The organism is Bacillus sp. YBWC18, from assembly GCF_002998775.1.
In the GTDB taxonomy this organism is placed as follows: domain Bacteria; phylum Bacillota; class Bacilli; order Bacillales; family Bacillaceae; genus Bacillus.
On record NZ_PVRI01000006.1, the window covers coordinates 238,524 to 258,462 of the forward strand.

The window sequence follows — 19,939 nt, forward strand, 5'->3', positions numbered from 1 at the left end:
TTTCATCACTCCGCTGCTTCACACCATTCCACCATCGTACCTGCGATAATTTCTGCTGCTTCAATCACATGCTCAATGTCGATGGATTCATTCGGAAAATGGGCAAGTTCCGTTGTTCCAGGTCCGAATACAATGATCGGGATACCTGCCGCCTGTGACAGTAATCCGCCGTCTGTTCCCCAAGGAGCGGCTTCGATCTTTGGCGGCTCCTTCTTGACTGCTTCATATTGTTCCTTCAATAGACCTAAAAGTGGATGGTCCGTATCGATTGAGCCTGGAAGCCATCTAGCACCAAACCATTCAACCTCGACAGGATGCTCTTTGAACCATTCATCCTTTTCCCCAAGTCCCATCATCCAATTTTCTAGTTCCTTCTCTGCCTGCTCAACCGTCTCACCTGGCATCACACCAAGTCTTCCCTCCATTGTGACCAGATCTGCTACAGAGGACGGCCAATCACCGCCTTGAATTTTCCCTATATTGATGGGGATCGGAATTGGGATATGCTGAAATAACGGCTCGGTGATGCGCTGATTTCGTTCTTCTTCAAGTGCCGCTATATGCGTAAGAACGATCATACTTTTTTCAATAGCGGAAACGCCGTGATATCTTGTTCCGCCATGAGCTGCCCTTCCTTTAATATGCAGTCTAAACCACTTAGATCCCTGCTGAATCGGAAAGATTTTCATATGACTTGGTTCTGGAATGATGGCCGCATCTGCTGTATACCCTCTCATTATGGCTGCAAGGGTGCCTGCACCGCCGCTTTCTTCTTCGACGACACTATGAAACACAACATCTCCTTTCAGCGGAATCTGAAGCGCATGCAGTGCCTCTAGTGCGAAGAGTAAAGAAACATTTCCGCCTTTCATATCTGTTGCCCCGCGTCCATAAAGTCTCCCGTTTATGATATGCCCGCTGTAGGGCGGATATGTCCATTGTTTCGTATCTCCTGCTGGAACAACATCCACGTGCCCATTTAATAAAATGGATTTGCCGCCGCCTTTCCCCTTCAATCGTCCGGCGACATTGGGACTTCCTTTAAAGGAACGCCTCGGGGAATAGAAATACGGATGTTCCAGCAGGTCTTCTCCGCCAATGTCCCATACATCTACATCAAAACCAATTGCGGAAAGCTTATTTGCTACAATTTGCTGCACATCTTGTTCATTCCCTTGGGTGCTTTCACATTGCACCATTTGCTGAAGAAGCGCAATCGCTTCATCTTGGTGCTCTCTCATCCAGCTTCTGATCCGTGTAATTGGCTGCAAGTCAGTCATCCTTTCTACACAACAGATTTGACATCAGGCGCTAAAATTAATGGGGCCTCTGTCGCCCTTATGACATCTTCCGGCTGAAACGGCGGCATGACTTCACGTAAAATGAGCAGCTGTGATTTGACCTCAATGACTGCCATATCCGTAATAATCAGATCCACACAAGACTTAGCGGTTAAGGGCAGTGTACAGGCAGATTTCACCTTTGACTCACCGTGTTTATCAAGGTGGCTCATCACCACCACAACCTTTTTCGCCTTTTGCGCAAGCTCAATCGCTCCGCCCATCCCCGGTACTCGTTTGCCCGGCACAATCCAATTCGCAAGATCACCCTGACTGCTTACTTCAAGTGCACCTAAAATGGTCATATCAAGCATACCTTTCCGAATGATGCCAAAAGCTGTCGTGCTGTCCATGTATGAACCGCCTTTTGTTAATGTAATGGGAAAACCGCCTGCATTGCACAAATTCGGATCTTCTTCTCCTTGTGCTGGTGAGGCTCCTGCCCCCATAATGCCGTTTTCTGCATGCAGCCACACCCTGTAATGCGCTGGGATGTATTCAGCTGCAAGTGTCGGGATGCCGATCCCTAGATTGACGATCATACCATCTTCAATTTCCTGCGCCGCGCGTTTGGCTATGCGGTGTCTTAAATCGATGTCTCCCATGCCCATGTCCAGTTCACTCCTTTTGATTGCACGATCTGGTTCACAAATACCCCTGGTGTCACGATTTCTTCTGGATGAAGACTGCCCACAGGCACAATCTCTTCCACTTCCGCAATGGTCCAGTCTCCTGCCATCGCCACAATCGGGTTTGTATTCCGTGCACTTTTATCAAAAATCAGATTTCCTGCTTCGTCTGCTTTGAGGGCATTCACAATGGCAATATCCGCTGTTAGCGCAGGCTCAAGGATATATGTGTTCCCGTTTAGCGGAACGAGCTGCTTCTCATCGAGATTGAGGCTATCCATGCCGACATCTGTCACAATGCCTGCCAAGCCCATCCCGCCTGCTCGAATTTTTTCTGCTAGAATGCCTTGCGGGTAAAAATGAACGTCTAGTGTACCTGCCTGCATTTTCTGTCCGGCTATTGGATTTGAGCCAATATGAGAAGCAATGATCTTCTTGACTCTTCCTTCTGTGATCAGCCGGCCAACACCTATTTGCGGGAAGCCTGCATCGTTTCCGATCAATGTCAGATCTTTAATATTGGCTTCTAGGATGGCGTCGATCAATGATGGCGGGGACCCTACGCCGCCAAACCCGCCAAACATGATGGTCATGCCGTCCCTAAAATGCGTGATCACTTCATCAACATTCGCTGTTTTGTTCATCATCTTTCCTCCCTACATCGCAGATGGGAAAAACCCTCGGTTGATGACTTCTTGTTCGACCTGCGTGATTGTCTGCTCAAATAATTGAATGAGTTCATCCATCTCCTGCTGCGTGATGGAAAGCGGCGGTGCAATCATGACCGCTGCACCTCCCACTCCATCCTCTCCAGCGCTTGCTGGGTAAACAAGCAAGCCATTTTGCTTGGCCGTCTCAACGACTAAATGCGTCATTTGAGCATGGGCAGGAAATGGTGTTTTCGATAAGCGGTCTGCGACAAACTCAATGCCAATGAGCAGTCCCTTTCCTCTCACATCTCCTATGATGAAATGGTTTGTTTGCAAATCCTTTAAAGCATTCATTAAATATCGGCCAGACAGATCCGCTCGTTCAGGAAGCTGATGTTTTTTCATATATCGTATGACGGCTAGTGAGACGGCTGCTGAAAGCGGATTGCCGCTATAGGTGTGACCTGCCATCACAGAACCTGAACCGCTCAGAATCGGTGCGATAACATGATCTGCTGAGACGGCTGCCGCAATCGGTGAATAGCCGGCACTCATGCCTTTGCCGAGAACCATAATATCTGGTACGACGCCCCAATGTTCCATCGCAAACATTTTCCCAGTTCGTCCAAAGCCTGTCATGACTTCGTCTGCAATCATTAAAATATCGTTTTCCTCACAGACACGCTTCATCGCTTCAAAATATCCGTCTGGCGGTACAAGCGCCGCTCCCGATGCTCCAACAATCGGCTCTGCAATAAAAGCGGCAATCCTCTCTTTTCCTATACGCTGAATGACGGTTTTAAATTCCTGGACATACCATTCGACCTGCTTGACCTCTTCCTTTGGCAGCCATGAACGATAGCTATATGGCGGAGACAGCACCGGGTGCTTTTCGAGCAATGGTTCAAAGCGCTCTCTCCTTGCAATATGTCCTGACATCGACAGCGCACCGAGTGTGATGCCGTGATAACTCATCCATCTTGAGATAATGTGATTTTTCTCAGCCTTCCCCTGCTCCTGCCAATGCTGAATAGCAATTTTCATAGCAGTTTCCGTTGCCTCTGATCCGCTTCCGACAAAAAAAGACCAGTTCAGGTTACCTGGGCAAAGCGTACTCAATTCATAGGCAAGTTCTTCTGCTGGTTCATTTGTGAATTGCGATCTGTACGTAAAGCTCACTTTTTCCGCTTGCTCTGTCATGGCATCAATGATCTCACGTATGCCATGTCCAATACTTGCCGTGACAGCCCCCGAAGAGCCGTCTAAATATTTTTTCCCGTCCCGATCATATAAATAAATCCCCTCTCCTTTCACAGCCACAGGATAATGCTGATTCAACATCGGTTTGATTAAGTAATCCCGGGTCTCCACTTTGCCATTCCTCCCTCTCTTGTCAGCAGCTGCATCTTTCTTTTTTCATGAATCGCAAGAAAATTTTGTATACTTGTTATAAGATTAGCTTAATCAAGAGGGCAGTCATCCTCCATTCGCCACATGCCCGAATTTCACACGCATTTTTTATACATCGTGTATAAGAGTGTTCAAAAGGAGGTCATGAGTCTATGGCGATTCTCGTCAAAGATGCACTCTCGCTCGATATCATGAAGGGAACAAAGCTGCTCGCTGGAGAAAATGGACTGGACCGACTCATTCAATGGGTGACCATCGTCGAAATCATCGAAGACACGTCAAGACTTTCCGAAGGGGAATTGCTCGTCACAACAGGCTTTGGACTTGCAGACAATCAAGAAAGACGCGCCCGGCTTGAGGAATTGATTCAATCTCACAGGCTTTCAGCCATTGCCATTTATAAAGGCGTATACTTAACGGAAATTCCAACATCACTCATTCAAGCGGCGAAAAATAGCGGCATTCCGCTCATCGAAATTCCGCCGCACATCAATTTCTCAGACATTACAAAAGCCGTCCTAGAACAAATCGTGAGCAGTCAGCTCCATCAGCTTAAATATTCATCAGCGATTCATCAAAGACTCACCCAATTAAATGTAAGGAATAAAAATGTGACGCAAATTACAGATGAACTGGCACATCTCACTGCAGCGAACATCGTCGTGCTTGATGTCTTTTTACATCAAACAGCGGCTCATCTCATCAAAGATGAAGTGACGTACTCTCCTGCCTTTGGCTTTCTGACAGATCGTGAACCAATTGAAACCATGCCCCTTCTTAAGCAGGCAGAGGAGAAAGGCCGGCTCGTCTATGACACGTGCGGAGCGTTTGTCCTCGCCGCATGTCCGGTGATTGCGATGGGGGATATTTTCGGATTTATTGTGTCTTTAAAGAAAAAGGATACGTGGCATCATCTCGACGCGATTGCCATTGAGCATGCCGGGGCAGTGTATGCGATTGAATGGCTGAAGCAAAAGGCCATTCAAGATACAGAAAACCAAATGCAGGGACATTTGTTAGATGATATTTTGCAGCAGCAATATACAGAAGAAAGCTACGTGGTCGAACAAGCAACAAAGCTGCAATATGATATGAGCGAGGAGCAGGTGGTGATCTACTTTCAATTCCAGCATCAGCACACACAGCTCGATCATCAAATGATGCAGCGCCTCTCTCAATTACTCACATCGATATTTGAACGCAGACATATTCCCTTTTTACTAAAGGCAAGGCTCGATTCCATTTTTGTCCTGACACCCGCAGGAAAAAAAGCGTTTCAAGAAGCGGAGTGGTATCGCGCAGCAGAGGAGTGCCGGAGCACTTGGTCGTATTTTTTTCCCGTCCATCCGATTGTCATTGGTATCGGGAGAGCCTATGACCAGATCAGTCTCTTTGCAAAAAGCGCGAAGGAAGCGCAGTATGCAGCAAGGCTCCTTCCGCTTTTAAAAACAGACGAAAGCATCATTCATTATCAAAAGCTCGGCTTATATGGCATGCTTCTTGAAATGAATGAAGCGGGTATGAATTTGCATGATTTTTATGTGGAGCTGTTAAGTCCTTTGCTTTATACGAAAAAACAAGGGGCTGACCTGATCCATACACTCGAAGTGTATTTGGCACACAATGAAAATATTCAAAAATCTGCGGGAGAATTGTTTATTCATAGACATACATTAAGCTACCGGCTGAAACAAATTGAAACGAGAACAGGCTGCAGCCTCAAATCCACTGATGATCGGATGAAGCTGCAGCTCAGTATCATGGCGTACCGTCTATCTGGTCTGCTTGATCAGATGAGAACCATTTCATGATTCATTCGGCGTTTTGACCCATAGATTCATATCTTCAATTTTGTCAAAAATATAGCAGTTGTTTTGGAAGCGCCCGGTATACGTATACCCGAGCTGATAAAACACTTGATTCATCCCATAGGACAGTGCACGTGCAAGAGAATAAAAGACATAGATATGCATCGACTGGAGTTCTTTTTCAAGTGCTAGAATCAAATGATGCATGAATCCTAGTTTTCTGTATGATGGAAGGGTCGCACAATCTGTTAATTCCGCATGGCCATACGGCGCATTGATTTCAGCGGATGCTGCACTCACAATGTGTCCGTCATGTTCAACAACATAAAAGACAGTCCCTTCCGCCATTACCTTTTGGATATAATCTGGCTCGTTCATTGGCGTAGGATACGTTTCAAAGACCGTATCATAGAGCTTTGCCAGCTTGTGAATATCCTTCGGATCGGCTTTCCTCATCACATACTCATCCTGCCATGTGCCTTGGTCTTTTTTCATCTCCTTCGCTTGAATGGATGCGACGATCTTATCTTCCTCCAGCCAATACGAACTGTTCATTCGATCCTCAGTGAGAAAAAGCGACATGCCGTACGCATCACTTCCGAGGAAATAATGAGAAAACACCCCTTCAAGCCGAAAGCCTTTTTCTAAAAAAAGAGGTACATGCTCACGTCTTACTTTCACAATGACCTTAGAAGCCTTGCAGTCCGCCGCTTCCTGAAGAACTGACTGAATGACATCCCGCACCCTTCCGCTATAATCATCTAAACGGATTCGCTCATTAAATGAATCAATACAGATCAAGGCAGAAAAACGCTCGTTTGCAAGTTTCTTCAATTGCACCATACACTCATTCCTCTCTTATGAATCAGTTAATAAAGAACTTCCAAATGGATGAGACAATCGCCATACTCACCAATATAGACATGCTCATATACATCATGGCTGATCTCTTTTTGACTTTGTTTTGCTTTCTTGCTTCATTCATGATGAGATTTGAGAACACGACAAATAAAATAAGTAATACGATTGCAAATAGAATGATTCCTTGAATGACCATACTGCCTCCTCATCAACTCGTGATCCCATACTACTTCTTCATATTCTATCGGCATCCCTTCTCATGAACAAAAAACACCTTTCCATCTCGACAGATAGAAAGGTGTTTTGATTAAATCGATTTCCCCGCAGCCTTCAGTGCACGGGCGCCAATGTCACGGCGGTAAAATAGACCTGGCTGCATGATTTCTTCAACGGCTTCATACACTCTTGATCTTGCCGCTTCAAATGTATCGTCAAATGCGGTTACATTAACTACACGGCCGCCATTTGTGACGAATTGATCGTTTTCTTTTTTTGTTCCTGCGTGGAAGGTCACGACATCAGACACCGTTGTTTGCAAAGCACCGATTGGTGTGCCTTTTGCGTAGTCCTCCGGGTATCCTTCTGAAGCAAGAACGACACTGACAGCGGCAGTGTCTTTCCACTGTAAGTCCACATCTTTTCCGTCCAGAATGTCGAGGAAGACTTGAACTAGATCTGATTCAAGACGAGGGAGAACCACCTGCGTTTCAGGATCACCAAAGCGTGCGTTGAACTCAATGACTTTTGAGCCTTCTGGTGTCAGCATTAAGCCTGCATATAAAATGCCTGTAAACGGACGCTCTTCCTGCACCATTGCGCGAGCCGCCGGTTTGACGACATCTTCCACCGCTTTTTGGACGACTTCTTCTGAAATTTGCGGAACTGGCGAATAAGCCCCCATCCCGCCGGTATTCGGCCCTTTGTCATCTTCAAATGCCCGTTTGTGATCCTGCGCGATCACCATTGGATACACCTTTTCTCCATTGACAAAGGCCATCAGAGAAAATTCTTCCCCTGTTAAAAATTCTTCAATCACAACAGATGCACTCGCATCACCAAACTTTTCATCCTCTAAAAAGTCATGCAGGCAATCGATCGCCTCTTCAAGTGTCATAGCGACTGTCACGCCTTTTCCTGCTGCAAGACCGTCTGCTTTAATGACAATTGGCGCACCCTTTTCTTCCACATAAGCCTTCGCTTCTTCAAACGATGTGAAGGTAGCGTAAGCGGCGGTCGGGATATCATAGTTTTTCATTAAGTCTTTTGCAAATTCCTTTGAGCCCTCAATCACCGCAGCTTTTGCATTTGGTCCAAATACCTTTAGATCTGCCTCTTCAAATGCATCCACTACACCTGCAATTAAAGGAACCTCTGGACCGACAATCGTTAAGTCTATTTCATTATCTTTTGCAAAACGAATTAATGCCTCATGATTACCTTCATCGATTGGGACAAGCTTCGCAGCATCTGTCATTCCATCATTGCCGGGTGCGACAAATACTTGGCTGACAAGTTCACTTTGCTTCACTTTCCATGCGATGGTATGCTCTCTTCCGCCTCTGCCGATAATTAATACGTTCACACTGTCATCCCCTTAATGTTTGAAATGTCTAACGCCAGTGAAGACCATGGCGATGCCGTATTCATCTGCCTTTTGAATCGATTCTTCATCACGAATGGAACCGCCTGGCTGGATGATCGCTGTGACGCCTGCCTTCGCAGCAGCTTCCACTGTATCGCCCATTGGGAAGAATGCATCAGAGCCTAGTGCGCTTCCTTTCGCTTTTTCACCTGCTTGTTCAATCGCAATGTTCGCTGAGCCCACACGGTTCATCTGACCAGCGCCGATACCTGCTGTCATTTGATCCTTGGCGAGGACAATGGCATTTGATTTCACATGCTTGACGACTTTCCATGCAAGCTTTAAATCTTTCCATTCGTCTTCTGTTGGTTCTCTTTTCGTTGGAATAGAGATGGTTGCTTCCTCTAAGCCGTACGTGTCAATATCCTGCACGAGCAGTCCGCCATGGACACTTGTCAGCTGCTTTTCTTTTTTCTCAAGATTCGCTTCTACATCTAGTGTTAATAGACGAAGATTCTTTTTCGCTGTTAACACGTCAAGTGCTTCTTGGCTAAAGGATGGGGCGATAACAATTTCTAAGAAAATCGTATGCAGCACGTCAGCCGTTTGTTTGTCTACTTCACGGTTAAGCGCCACAATGCCGCCAAAAATAGAGGTTTCATCTGCTTTGAATGCACGGTCAAAGGCTTCAGCAATCGTTTCTCCTGTACCAACGCCGCACGGATTCATATGTTTTACAGCCACAGCCGCTGGCTCCGTAAATTCACGTACGATTTGAAGAGCTGCATCTGCATCTTTGATATTGTTATAAGAAAGTTCTTTTCCATGTAATTGCGTTGCAGTAGCCAAAGAGCCTTTGCTTGGAAGAGCATTTTCATAGAAAGTCGCCGCTTGGTGCGGGTTTTCTCCATAACGAAGGGATTGTTTTTTCTCAAACGTGACGGTGAACTGCTCTGGCTCTGTTTCGCCAACATAGTTCGTTAAATAATCTGCAATGAGGGCATCGTAAGCAGCCGTATGACGGAATACCTTCGCCGCAAGCTCACGTTTTTTCTCTAGCGGCACGCCGCCTTCTTTGATCTGCTGAACGACTGTACCATAATCACGAGGATCGACAATCACTGTGACGTCTTGGTGGTTTTTCGATGCCGCACGAAGCATTCCCGGTCCGCCAATATCAATGTTTTCAATCGCTTCTTCATACGTCACATCGTCTTTTGAGATCGTCTCTTTGAATGGATAGAGATTCACGACAACAAGATCAATCGGCTGAATGCCATGCTTTTCAATCTGTGCCATATGCTCATCGTTTTCTCTCACTGCCAATAATCCACCATGAATGTTCGGGTGAAGCGTTTTGAGTCGTCCGTCCATGATTTCAGGGAATCCAGTGACTTCAGAAATCCCAATGACATCAATGCCGTTCTCTTGAAGAAGCTTATGTGTACCTCCAGTTGAAATGACTTCAACACCAAGTTCTGTTAATTCTTTCACAAAAGGTACAAGATTTGTTTTATCGGAAACACTGATTAATGCGCGTTTGATCGTCATGCTTTCGTCACCTCATTAAGATAATTCTAAAAGTGATTTGATCACTTTTGGATATAGTGTGTGTTCTAGTTCATGCATTCTTTTTTCAATCGATTCAAGCTCTTCGCCTTGTTCAATATAAATCGCGGCTTGATCAATAATCGGACCTGTATCCATCCCTTCATCGACAAAATGAACAGTGATGCCTGCCACTTTGACGCCTGCTTGATAGGCTTGTCCGATGGCATCAAGACCTGGGAAGGCTGGCAGCAAAGATGGGTGAATATTCACGATTTTCCCTCTATACGCTTCAAGTAATGTCGGACCGATCAGTCTCATATACCCAGCAAGGAAAACCCATTCTACTTCATGAAGCCTAAGCTGTTCGATGATCGTTTGTTCAAAAGCGGCTTTATTCTGAAAAGCCTTCGGGGTAAAAGCAAAGGAGGCAATGCCCTCTTTCTCAGCACGCTCCAGCACCTTCGCACCCGGTTTATCACAAATCACAATGGCGGCCTCTGCCTGCCACTGTTCTTCTTTTAACGTATCTATAATGGCTTGAAAGTTCGTTCCGCTTCCAGAGGCGAAGATCGCAAACTTCTTCATGAGAGGCTTCCACCGCCGAATGTGACACCTTCTCCTTTTTGAACACGTCCGATGAGAAATGCTTTCTCTCCATCCTGTTCAAGCTCACTAATCACATCCACAAGATCGTCCTCTTTGACAGCTAAGACAAAGCCAATGCCCATATTAAACACGTTGAACATCTCTTCTGCCTTCAACTGACCCTTTTCTTGAATAAAGGAGAAAATTGGTGGCACTGGCCATGAGCCGTTATCAATCTCAACGCCAAGACCTTCAGGCAGCATACGTGGTAAATTTTCAATAAAACCGCCGCCTGTCACATGTGCCATGCCGTCAACTTTGCCGGCTTTCACTTGTTTGAGAACGGGCTTCACATAAATTTTTGTCGGTTCAAGAAGCTCTTCTCCGAGCGGTCTTGTAAAAGGTTCATACGTTTGATGCAGGTCAAGACCAGCGTCTTCCAGCAAGACTTTACGAACGAGAGAGTAGCCATTGCTATGAATTCCGCTTGAGCTGAGTCCAATGAGCAAATGTCCCTCTTTGATGCTGTTTCCTGTCACGATTTCGTCCTTTTCAACGACACCTACCGAAAAACCAGCAATATCATATTCTTCTTCTGTGTAAAGACCTGGCATTTCGGCTGTCTCACCGCCGACAAGTGCTGAACCAGACTGCTCACATCCGTCAGCCACACCTTTGACAATGGATTCAATTTTTAGCGGATCTGCTTTTCCAACGGCTAAGTAATCTAAGAAAAAGAGCGGTTCTGCCCCTTGTGCAAGCACATCGTTGACACACATGGCCACGGCATCGACGCCGATCGTATCGTGTTTATCCATTAAAAAGGCAAGCTTTAATTTCGTTCCGACACCATCTGTTCCTGAAACAAGAACGGGCTTTTTGTATGGCAGCTCAGATAGATCAAACATACCGCCAAATCCACCTAGAGCGCCCATAACACCTGCTCGTTTTGTACGTTCTACGTGTGTTTTCATTCGTTTGACGGCTTCGTACCCTGCTTCGATGTCGACACCGGCGTTTTTATATGCTTCTGACATCCCATTCACTCCTTTTAGCTGCTGCTTTCCATGTATTTTCGGCAGAATGAAAGAGCAGCATATCAACTCATCTTGACTGCTGCTCCTTTATTCGATTATTTCGTCAGGACCGTTTCCTTCACATGCGGAAGAACTGTATCTTCATAAATTTCAGTCGGGTATTTACCAGTAAAGCATGCTAAACACTGACCGCGCTGCGGATCATCATACTTCCTGCCAATCCCGTCCATTAAACCGTCTACAGATAAAAATGCAATGGAGTCTGCACCGATTTCCTGTCTAATTTCTTCCACTGAATGAGAAGAAGCAATCAGCTCTTCGTGTGTGGACGTATCAATTCCATAAAAACATGGATGCGCGATTGGCGGTGAACTAATGCGTACATGGACTTCCGTCGCACCCGCTTCTCTTAGCATCGTGACAATTCTGCGGCTCGTTGTACCGCGTACGATGGAATCATCCACCATCACGACACGTTTTCCTTCGACAACCCCGCGCACAGCAGACAGCTTCATACGTACGCCCTGCTCACGCAATGCTTGAGACGGCTGGATAAACGTCCGGCCGACATAACGGTTCTTAATCAAACCGAGCTCATACGGAATACCTGTTGCTTCGGCATATCCAATCGCTGCAGAAATACTGGAATCTGGTACACCTGTCACAACATCTGCTTCGACATGCGCTTCCTCAGCTAGCTTTTTGCCAAGACTCTTTCTCGCACTATGCACATTGATGCCGTTGATATTGCTGTCAGGTCTTGAGAAATAAATGTATTCCATGCTGCACATGCTGCGGTTAATGTTCATCGAGAAGCGCTCAGATTTCAAGCCTTCATCATTAATGATCAGCATTTCGCCAGGCTCCACATCACGTAAATACGTAGCGCCGACGACATCAAATGCACATGTTTCAGAAGCGACAACATAAGCATCTCCAAGCATACCAAGTGAAAGCGGGCGTAAGCCGTTCGGATCAAGAGCCACGATCATTTCTGTTTCCGTCATGATTAAGAAAGCATATGCTCCTTTCAGCATGGACAGCGCATTTTTGATCTGCTCTTTTAATTCAATATGCCCGCTGCGCTTAATTAAATGAGCCAGCACTTCGGTATCAGAAGAGGTCTGGAAAATGCTCCCTTGGTTCTCTAGCTGCTGCTTTAACTGCGTTGCATTCACTAAGTTTCCATTATGAGCAAGGGCAAGACTGCCGTTGTTTTGCGAGCGGAAGAAGAGGGGCTGCACATTTTCAAAGCCGCCTCCGCCTGCTGTCGCATACCGAACGTGTCCGATCGCCCCTTTTCCTTTCAAATCCTTTAGCTCACCGTTTTGAAAGACTTCCGTAATCAGTCCAAGGCCTTTGTGTGATGTCAGGTTCTCACCATCTGTTGCAATGATTCCCGCACCTTCTTGTCCTCGGTGCTGAAGGCTATGCAATCCGTAATATGTGATTTGCGGGGCTTCTTCGTGTCCCCAAACCCCAAAGACACCACACTCTTCATTTAAGCCTCTGATTTCAGCAAGCATGGGATCGCTCCTTTCCATGCACGTTCAAGCTCGTTGACCGCTGCATGAATCCATTGTTGTCCTTCTTGATTTTTGACGGTAAATACACCATCATTTGTGACCGTTCCGACTTCTTTCGCATCTTTGACAGTCGCAGCAAACGCTTCGCGGTGCTCTGGTCTGACTGTGACAACAAAGCGTGACTGTGTTTCACTGAATAAGGAAGCTTCGCTGTTTAAATCGATTTGGATATCAGCGCCAAGACCGTCTGTTCCAAATGTACTTTCAGCAAGTGCTACACCAAGTCCGCCTTCAGACACATCGTGTGCTGATTGAACGAGACCGTTTTGAATCGCGGCTAGCAGAGCTTCTTGACGCGTGAGCTCTACATCCAAATCAATGTCTGGTGCTTTTCCGTAAATACGGCCTTCTGTCATCTTTTGAAGCTCACTGCCTGCGAATTCTTCCTTCGTCTCACCAATGACGAAAATCACATCGCCAGCCTGCTGGAACGATTGAGTCGTAATATGAGCAGTATCTTCAACCAAACCAACCATTCCAATGACTGGTGTTGGGTAAATCGCTGTTCCATTTGATTCGTTATATAAAGAGACGTTCCCACCGATAACTGGTGTGCTTAGCGTGCGGCATGCTTCGCTAATCCCGTCAGCTGACTTTTCTATTTGCCAGAAAATTTCTGGTTTCTCCGGGTTACCGAAGTTCAGGTTATCTGTCACTGCAAGCGGACGAGCGCCTGAGCAGACAATGTTACGTGCTGCTTCAGCGACTGCGATTTTCCCGCCAACCTCTGGATCAAGGTAGAGATAGCGTGCGTTACAATCTGTTGTCATCGCTAGGGCTTTTTTCGTTCCGCGGATTCTTAGTACGCCCGCATCAGAGCCCGGTGCAACAACCGTATTTGTCCGAACCATGTAGTCGTATTGATCATAAACCCATTCTTTACTTGCAATTGTTGGCTGCTGAAGGAGCTGCTTTAACGTTTCGGCTGCATCTGTGATGGCTGGAGCTTCAACTTTTGTTTCTAAAAACTCACGATAGTATGCAGGCTCACTTGATGGCTTGTGATAAACCGGCGCTTCTTCTGCAAGAGCGTCAACAGGAAGCTCACATACGACTTCACCTTGATGGAGTAAACGAAGCATTTTATCGTCTGTCACATGACCGACTGATACCGCTTCAAGATCGTATTTTTCGAAAATATCAATGATTTCTTGTTCGCGGCCTTTTTCAATGACCAGCAGCATTCTCTCTTGCGATTCAGACAGCATCATTTCGTATGCCGACATACCTGTTTCACGCTGCGGAATGAGATCTAGATTCATCTCGATTCCAGAACCTGCTTTACTTGCCATTTCCGCGCTTGAGCTTGTTAAGCCAGCCGCTCCCATATCTTGAATCCCAACGAGCGCATCGTTTTTGATGACTTCAAGGCACGCTTCAAGCAGCAGCTTTTCCATGAACGGATCGCCGACTTGAACCGCTGAACGTTTTTCTTCTGATTCATCAGAAAATTCTTCAGACGCAAATGTTGCACCGTGAATACCGTCACGTCCCGTTTTAGCACCAACGTACATCACCGTGTTGCCGACACCTTTGGCCTGCCCTTTTTTGATGTCCTCGTGGTTGATTAATCCAACACACATCGCATTTACGAGCGGATTGCCTTCATAGCTTTGATCAAAATGAACCTCTCCGCCGACTGTTGGAATTCCGATACAGTTTCCATAGCCTGCGATCCCTGCCACTACTTCTTCAAACAAGTACTTCACGCGCGGTGAAGTCAGTTCACCAAAACGAAGAGAGTTTAATACAGCAATTGGACGCGCACCCATGGAGAATACATCACGGATAATTCCGCCGACACCTGTAGCCGCTCCTTGATACGGTTCAATCGCAGATGGATGGTTATGTGATTCGATTTTAAATACAACCGCTTGGTTGTCTCCAATATCCACGATTCCAGCGCCTTCCCCAGGACCTTGAAGAACATGCTCTCCTTTTGTCGGGAATTTGCTTAAAACAGGCTTTGAGTTTTTATAACTGCAATGCTCTGACCACATGACAGAAAAAATACCCGTTTCTGTGTAGTTTGGCAGTCTGCCAATAATGGATTCAATTAAAGCGAATTCTTCATCACTCAATCCCATTTGCTGATACAATTTCTCTTCTTTAATTTGCTTGTGACTTGGTTCAAGCAGTAGTGACATGAGTGTCCCTCCAATTTTTCACGATAGATTGAAACAATTTAAGTCCGTCTGCGCTGCCTAGTAATGAATCAACCGCGCGCTCAGGGTGCGGCATCATGCCGAGTACATTGCCCTCTTCATTCGTTATACCTGCAATTCGATTGACACTGCCGTTAATATCGTCTCCGTAAGTGAAAGCGATTTGGCCATTTTGAATGAGCTTCGCTAAAGTGTCTTCATCACAGTAGAAGTTGCCTTCACCGTGTGCTACAGGAATCGTAATGGATTCGCCTTTTTGATAGCCGCTTGTAAATTGCGTTTCGCTGTTCTCTACAATGAGTTCAACTGAACGACAGATAAATTTCAAGTCTTTATTTCGTCTCATCGCACCTGGAAGAATGCCAAGCTCCTGAAGAATTTGGAACCCGTTACAAACACCGAGAACAGGCTTTCCTTCCGCAGCTGCTTTTTTCACCGCCGGCATGATGTTAGAGAAGCGAGCGATCGCACCACATCTTAAGTAATCCCCATAAGAGAAACCGCCTGGTACGAGTACACCGTCAAATCTGTCTAGACTCGTTTCGTCGTGCCATACATATTCAACTTGTTCACCTAACTCATCTTGAATCGCATGGTACATATCGATATCACAGTTAGAGCCAGGCAAGACGATCACTGCAAACTTCACTGTGCGACAACCTCCTCCACCTCATAGCGGTAATCTTCAATCACCGTGTTGGCCAGTAATTTTTCACACATTTCTTTGACGACTGTGTCTAAATCACGATCTGATTTTTCAATGACAAGCTCCATGTATTTCCCGATACGGACATCCTTTACTTCCTGATAAGACATGCTGTGCAAGGCGTGCTGCACGGCACTTCCTTGTGGATCAAGAACGCTCTCTTTTAAGCTGACAAAAATTTTCACTTTATACATGTTTATGGCCTCCAAGTCTTTTGAAAATTTCTTCGTATGCATTTGTTAAGCCGCCCAGGTTTCGTCTGAACACGTCTTTATCAAGCTTTTCGTTTGTATCTTTGTCCCAAAGCCTGCACGTATCAGGTGAAATCTCATCAGCTAGCAAAATACGATTCTCGTGATCTATTCCGAATTCAAGCTTGAAATCAATTAAATTCACATGGCAGTCTGAAAAGATTTGCTTTAACTCTTCATTCACTTGTCTTGTGATCTGTTTCATTTCCTCGACCTGCTCTGGTGTCGCTGCATCTAAAATGTGAATATGATCTTCTGTAATGAGCGGATCGCCGAGTGCATCATCCTTGTAGTAAAACTCGATTAATGGTGTATCCAGTTTTGTTCCCTCTGGAATGCCAAGGCGCTTTGACATACTGCCTGCCACTACATTTCGTACAACCACTTCAAGCGGAACAATCTGCACCTTTTGAATGAGCTGTTCTGTGTCAGAGAGTCGTTTCACAAAGTGATTGTTGATCCCTTTCTCATGCAGCATTTGAAAGATTAAGCTTGAAATTTCGTTATTCAGTCTGCCTTTGCCTTCGATTTCAGCTTTCTTTTCGCCGTTAAATGCTGTCGCTGAGTCTTTATATTCGACATATAAAATATGCTCGTCATCGGTCTGATAGATTTTTTTCGCTTTGCCTTCGTAGAGAAGTTCTTGTTTCACAGTCATTCAGGTTGGCCTCCTAATTTGAATGTTGGCAATTTTCAGGATTGGGCACCTGACAAGCAGGCGGCCCATTTCTTACGCAAGACCTAGACGTTCGAAAATCATATCGACATTTTTCAAGTGATAGTTGTAATCGAAGCAGTCAGCGATTTGTTCAGGTGTTAAGCGTGATGTGATTTTTTCCTCCGCTTCTACTAATGAACGGAATGGCACCTGCTTTTCCCACGCTTCCATCGCCTTCGGCTGAACCGTATCATATGCCTCTTCACGTGCCATGCCTGTATCGATTAATGCAAGAAGAACGCGCTGTGAGTAAATCAAGCCAAGTGTGCGGTCCATGTTGCGTTTCATGTTCTCAGGGAAGACCGTCAAGTTCTTCACGATGTTTGAGAAACGGTTCAGCATATAGTTCAGTGCAATCGTTGCATCTGGTAAAATGATGCGCTCAGCAGAGGAATGAGAAATATCACGCTCATGCCAAAGCGGTACATTTTCATAAGCTGTCAGCATATATCCACGGATGACGCGGGCAATTCCCGTCATATTTTCAGAGCCGATTGGGTTCCGTTTATGCGGCATCGCTGATGATCCTTTTTGTCCTTTTGCGAAGAACTCTTCTACTTCACGTGTTTCACTCTTTTGAAGTCCACGAATTTCAACAGCAAATTTCTCAATGCTTGTTGCGACGAGCGCAAGAGTAGCCATGTAATCTGCATGGCGATCACGCTGCAAGGTTTGGGTTGAAATTGGTGCAGCTTTGATGCCAAGTTTCTCACATACATATTGCTCAACAAACGGGTCGATGTTCGCATATGTGCCAACAGCACCAGAAATTTTGCCGTACTCGATGCCAGCTTTTGCTTGTTTAAAACGTTCTAGGTTACGCTTCATTTCTTCGTACCACAGACCAAGCTTCAGGCCAAATGTTGTCGGTTCAGCGTGTACACCGTGTGTACGGCCCATCATGACGGTATATTTGTGCTCTTTTGCTTTTTCTTTTAGGATGTCAACAAATCTCTCAATGTCCTTGAGCAAGATATCGTTCGCCTGTTTTAATAGATATGAAAGCGCCGTATCCACTACATCTGTAGATGTTAACCCGTAATGAACCCACTTTCTTTCTTCTCCTAGAGATTCAGATACAGCACGCGTAAAGGCTACCACGTCATGGCGCGTGTCTTGTTCAATCTCTAGAATACGATCAATATCAAAGCTTGCATTTTTGCGCATGGTCACAACGTCTTCTTTCGGAATAACACCAAGCTCTGCCCAAGCTTCACAAGCGAGAATTTCTACTTCAAGCCATGCATTAAATTTGTTTTCCTCTGTCCAGATTGCTGACATTTCTGGTCGTGCGTAACGTTCGATCATTTCCCGTTTCCTCCATCTCTTTCAGTCCATATCTTTGTGATGTTTGTCATCCATTCATCATCAAGCTGTTTCATAAATGTCATATGCCCCATTTTGCGGCCGGCTTTTACTTCATGCTTTCCATATAGATAAAGCTTCGCTTCTTTGAGAAGCTCAGGATGCTCTGTTGGGATGTCCACTTCATCGCCTAATAAGTTCACCATCATGCCCTCTGATAAAAGGGCTGTACCGCCAAGCGGCAAACCGCATATCGCGCGAACGTGCTGTTCAAACTGACTCGTCTCACATAAATCGAGCGTATAATGACCAGAATTATGCGGGCGAGGCGCCAGTTCATTGACGAGCAGCTCTCCTTCGTTTGTCAGGAACAGTTCTACAGCAAGTGTACCGACTAGCCCCAGCTTTTCAGCCAGTGTCGTTGCCAGTTCTTTTGCCTTCTTCTGAAAGCGTTCCTCTACCCTTGCAGGCACAATGCTTTGGAACAAAATGTTATGCTTATGAATGTTCTCAGCGACTGGGAATACCGCAATCTCCCCATGAATAGAACGAGTGACGATCACCGAGAGCTCCATTTGAAATGGGACCCAGCTTTCTAAAATACAAGTTTCATGTGTGAGCAATGCTGCTGCTTCATGAAGCTGTCCTTTTTCCTTGATCACATACTGCCCTTTTCCGTCGTAGCCGCCTCTGCATGTTTTCAGCACGGCTGGCAAACCAAGCACGGCCACTGCGTCTTCCAGCTCTTTTTCATCATGAATGATGCGATAAGGCGCGACTTCACAGCCTGCGTCTACAATCCCTTTTTTCTCCGTTTCACGATTTTGAGTTAAAAGAAGAAGTTCACTTCCTTGCGGTAAATTGGCTTCTTCCTTCAATTGATTGAGTGCATCATAATCAATATTTTCAAATTCATATGTCACGACATCGCTGATTTCTGCCAGCTGTCGAATCGCTTCGAGGTCACTATATGCACCTGTGATTTCTGTATCAGCAACCTGTCCACAAGGAGATTGTGCGACTGGATCTAACACAGCTGCCCGGTATCCCATTTGCTTTGCGCTGACGGCCATATATCTGCCAAGCTGTCCTCCGCCGATAATACCGATGGTTGCGTTTGGAAAAATGGTCTGCTTAGCCAAGCTGATCACTGCTTTCTAGTACAGTCTGTTTTGTTTGCTCTCTTCTTTCTTCAAGGCGAGCAGCGATTGTTTCATCAAATGCTGAAATCATTTGCGCGGCAAGTAGCCCTGCATTTGTTGCACCGGCTTTGCCAATCGCCACTGTAGCAACCGGTACACCCCCTGGCATTTGAACGATGGATAATAAGGAATCCAGCCCATTTAGTGCTTTCGATTGTACGGGCACACCAATGACCGGCAGTGTCGTTTTCGCTGCGACCATCCCCGGTAAATGTGCTGCGCCTCCAGCACCGGCAATGATGACTTTTAGTCCTTTACCTCTTGCTTCTGCCGCATATTCAAACATCAAGTCAGGTGTCCGGTGTGCGGATACCACCTGTTTTTCATACGGAATGTCTAATTCCTCTAAGATATCGCACGCATTTTTCATTGTTTCCCAATCAGATGTACTTCCCATGATGACACCTACAAGCGGCTTCATTTTGTCCCCACCTTTAAGCTGATATTCGATTTTGTATCGTTTGACACGCTTCCCAAACCTAAGCAGCTTGTCAAACGCCGAACAAAAAGGCCCGATTTGCATTGCATTGTTAGGAAGCAACACAAACCGGGC

At 45.8% G+C, this 19,939-nt stretch carries 19 protein-coding genes; 1 reads left to right on the forward strand and 18 read right to left on the reverse strand.

Going from position 1 to position 19,939, the window contains the following annotated elements; translation table 11 throughout:
* Positions 1-5: 5 nt before the first annotated feature.
* From C6348_RS16715 to C6348_RS16730, 4 genes are read right to left on the reverse strand one after another with little or no spacing between them, the layout of a single operon-like run.
* Complete coding sequence (locus tag C6348_RS16715) at positions 6-1,271, reverse strand: peptidase (protein WP_106043781.1); 1,266 nt, start codon at positions 1,269-1,271, stop codon at positions 6-8.
* A 14-nt stretch (positions 1,272-1,285) separates the two neighbouring features.
* The gene (locus tag C6348_RS16720; protein WP_066031218.1) at positions 1,286-1,951 is read right to left on the reverse strand and encodes a 3-oxoacid CoA-transferase subunit B; all 666 of its coding nucleotides are present in this window, start codon (positions 1,949-1,951) and stop codon (positions 1,286-1,288) included.
* Positions 1,927-2,613, reverse strand: a complete 687-nt coding sequence (locus C6348_RS16725; protein WP_081311440.1) for a CoA transferase subunit A — start codon at positions 2,611-2,613, stop codon at positions 1,927-1,929. Before C6348_RS16725 ends, C6348_RS16720 begins: the two co-directional genes overlap by 25 nt.
* A gap of 12 nt (positions 2,614-2,625) precedes the next feature.
* A complete protein-coding gene (locus C6348_RS16730; protein ID WP_066031219.1) occupies positions 2,626-3,990 on the reverse strand; it encodes an aspartate aminotransferase family protein in 1,365 nt (454 codons plus the stop codon).
* Positions 3,991-4,181: 191 nt separating this feature from the next.
* On the opposite strand from C6348_RS16730, the gene C6348_RS16735 reads away from it, so the two are divergent.
* Positions 4,182-5,840: a PucR family transcriptional regulator gene (locus tag C6348_RS16735; protein WP_034664756.1), complete on the forward strand. Its 1,659-nt coding sequence runs from the start codon at positions 4,182-4,184 to the stop codon at positions 5,838-5,840.
* Here the strand turns inward: C6348_RS16735 and ablB are convergent.
* The 14 genes from ablB to purE all read right to left on the reverse strand — a co-directional run bounded on the left by ablB (position 5,835) and on the right by purE (position 19,807).
* The gene (gene ablB / locus C6348_RS16740) at positions 5,835-6,680 is read right to left on the reverse strand and encodes a putative beta-lysine N-acetyltransferase (protein ID WP_106043782.1); all 846 of its coding nucleotides are present in this window, start codon (positions 6,678-6,680) and stop codon (positions 5,835-5,837) included. The genes C6348_RS16735 and ablB overlap by 6 nt on opposite strands.
* A 22-nt stretch (positions 6,681-6,702) precedes the next feature.
* Complete coding sequence (locus C6348_RS16745) at positions 6,703-6,894, reverse strand: hypothetical protein (RefSeq protein WP_066031222.1); 192 nt, start codon at positions 6,892-6,894, stop codon at positions 6,703-6,705.
* 111 nt (positions 6,895-7,005) lie between these two features.
* Entirely contained in the window at positions 7,006-8,280 is a 1,275-nt protein-coding gene (gene purD / locus C6348_RS16750; protein ID WP_106043783.1) for a phosphoribosylamine--glycine ligase, read from the reverse strand.
* A gap of 12 nt (positions 8,281-8,292) precedes the next feature.
* Entirely contained in the window at positions 8,293-9,831 is a 1,539-nt protein-coding gene (purH, locus tag C6348_RS16755; protein WP_106043784.1) for a bifunctional phosphoribosylaminoimidazolecarboxamide formyltransferase/IMP cyclohydrolase, read from the reverse strand.
* Positions 9,832-9,846: 15 nt separating this feature from the next.
* Positions 9,847-10,416, reverse strand: coding sequence for a phosphoribosylglycinamide formyltransferase (purN, locus tag C6348_RS16760; protein ID WP_106043785.1), 570 nt, complete (start codon positions 10,414-10,416; stop codon positions 9,847-9,849).
* Positions 10,413-11,453, reverse strand: coding sequence for a phosphoribosylformylglycinamidine cyclo-ligase (gene purM, locus C6348_RS16765; protein WP_106039488.1), 1,041 nt, complete (start codon positions 11,451-11,453; stop codon positions 10,413-10,415). The genes purN and purM overlap by 4 nt, the downstream gene beginning before the upstream one ends.
* Positions 11,454-11,548: 95 nt before the next feature.
* Entirely contained in the window at positions 11,549-12,979 is a 1,431-nt protein-coding gene (purF, locus tag C6348_RS16770) for an amidophosphoribosyltransferase (RefSeq protein ID WP_095286036.1), read from the reverse strand.
* Entirely contained in the window at positions 12,955-15,186 is a 2,232-nt protein-coding gene (purL, locus tag C6348_RS16775) for a phosphoribosylformylglycinamidine synthase subunit PurL (protein WP_106043786.1), read from the reverse strand. The genes purF and purL overlap by 25 nt, the downstream gene beginning before the upstream one ends.
* On the reverse strand, positions 15,170-15,853 hold the full coding sequence (gene purQ / locus C6348_RS16780) for a phosphoribosylformylglycinamidine synthase subunit PurQ (RefSeq protein WP_106038376.1): 684 nt from the start codon (positions 15,851-15,853) through the stop codon (positions 15,170-15,172). Before purQ ends, purL begins: the two co-directional genes overlap by 17 nt.
* Positions 15,850-16,104, reverse strand: a complete 255-nt coding sequence (purS, locus tag C6348_RS16785) for a phosphoribosylformylglycinamidine synthase subunit PurS (protein ID WP_003214349.1) — start codon at positions 16,102-16,104, stop codon at positions 15,850-15,852. Before purS ends, purQ begins: the two co-directional genes overlap by 4 nt.
* Entirely contained in the window at positions 16,097-16,819 is a 723-nt protein-coding gene (gene purC, locus C6348_RS16790; protein WP_106038375.1) for a phosphoribosylaminoimidazolesuccinocarboxamide synthase, read from the reverse strand. Before purC ends, purS begins: the two co-directional genes overlap by 8 nt.
* Positions 16,820-16,891: 72 nt before the next feature.
* Positions 16,892-18,187 (reverse strand): adenylosuccinate lyase, encoded by a 1,296-nt coding sequence (gene purB / locus C6348_RS16795; protein ID WP_034664786.1) that lies wholly within the window; start codon positions 18,185-18,187, stop codon positions 16,892-16,894.
* Positions 18,184-19,326, reverse strand: a complete 1,143-nt coding sequence (gene purK / locus C6348_RS16800) for a 5-(carboxyamino)imidazole ribonucleotide synthase (protein ID WP_106043787.1) — start codon at positions 19,324-19,326, stop codon at positions 18,184-18,186. Before purK ends, purB begins: the two co-directional genes overlap by 4 nt.
* Positions 19,319-19,807: a 5-(carboxyamino)imidazole ribonucleotide mutase gene (purE, locus tag C6348_RS16805; protein ID WP_058015578.1), complete on the reverse strand. Its 489-nt coding sequence runs from the start codon at positions 19,805-19,807 to the stop codon at positions 19,319-19,321. The genes purK and purE overlap by 8 nt, the downstream gene beginning before the upstream one ends.
* Between the last annotated feature and the right edge of the window lie 132 nt (positions 19,808-19,939).

What these genes read in the sequence shown, in the direction of transcription:
- C6348_RS16720 (WP_066031218.1), bottom strand. Translation starts at nt 1,951, where the DNA reads ATGGGCATGGGAGACATCGATTTAAGACACCGCATAGCCAAACGCGCG.
- C6348_RS16725 (WP_081311440.1), bottom strand. Translation starts at nt 2,613, where the DNA reads ATGAACAAAACAGCGAATGTTGATGAAGTGATCACGCATTTTAGGGAC.
- C6348_RS16735 (WP_034664756.1), top strand. Translation starts at nt 4,182, where the DNA reads ATGGCGATTCTCGTCAAAGATGCACTCTCGCTCGATATCATGAAGGGA.
- ablB (WP_106043782.1), bottom strand. Translation starts at nt 6,680, where the DNA reads ATGGTGCAATTGAAGAAACTTGCAAACGAGCGTTTTTCTGCCTTGATC.
- C6348_RS16745 (WP_066031222.1), bottom strand. Translation starts at nt 6,894, where the DNA reads ATGGTCATTCAAGGAATCATTCTATTTGCAATCGTATTACTTATTTTA.
- purH (WP_106043784.1), bottom strand. Translation starts at nt 9,831, where the DNA reads ATGACGATCAAACGCGCATTAATCAGTGTTTCCGATAAAACAAATCTT.
- purN (WP_106043785.1), bottom strand. Translation starts at nt 10,416, where the DNA reads ATGAAGAAGTTTGCGATCTTCGCCTCTGGAAGCGGAACGAACTTTCAA.
- purM (WP_106039488.1), bottom strand. Translation starts at nt 11,453, where the DNA reads ATGTCAGAAGCATATAAAAACGCCGGTGTCGACATCGAAGCAGGGTAC.
- purF (WP_095286036.1), bottom strand. Translation starts at nt 12,979, where the DNA reads ATGCTTGCTGAAATCAGAGGCTTAAATGAAGAGTGTGGTGTCTTTGGG.
- purL (WP_106043786.1), bottom strand. Translation starts at nt 15,186, where the DNA reads ATGTCACTACTGCTTGAACCAAGTCACAAGCAAATTAAAGAAGAGAAA.
- purS (WP_003214349.1), bottom strand. Translation starts at nt 16,104, where the DNA reads ATGTATAAAGTGAAAATTTTTGTCAGCTTAAAAGAGAGCGTTCTTGAT.
- purC (WP_106038375.1), bottom strand. Translation starts at nt 16,819, where the DNA reads ATGACTGTGAAACAAGAACTTCTCTACGAAGGCAAAGCGAAAAAAATC.
- purB (WP_034664786.1), bottom strand. Translation starts at nt 18,187, where the DNA reads ATGATCGAACGTTACGCACGACCAGAAATGTCAGCAATCTGGACAGAG.
- purE (WP_058015578.1), bottom strand. Translation starts at nt 19,807, where the DNA reads ATGAAGCCGCTTGTAGGTGTCATCATGGGAAGTACATCTGATTGGGAA.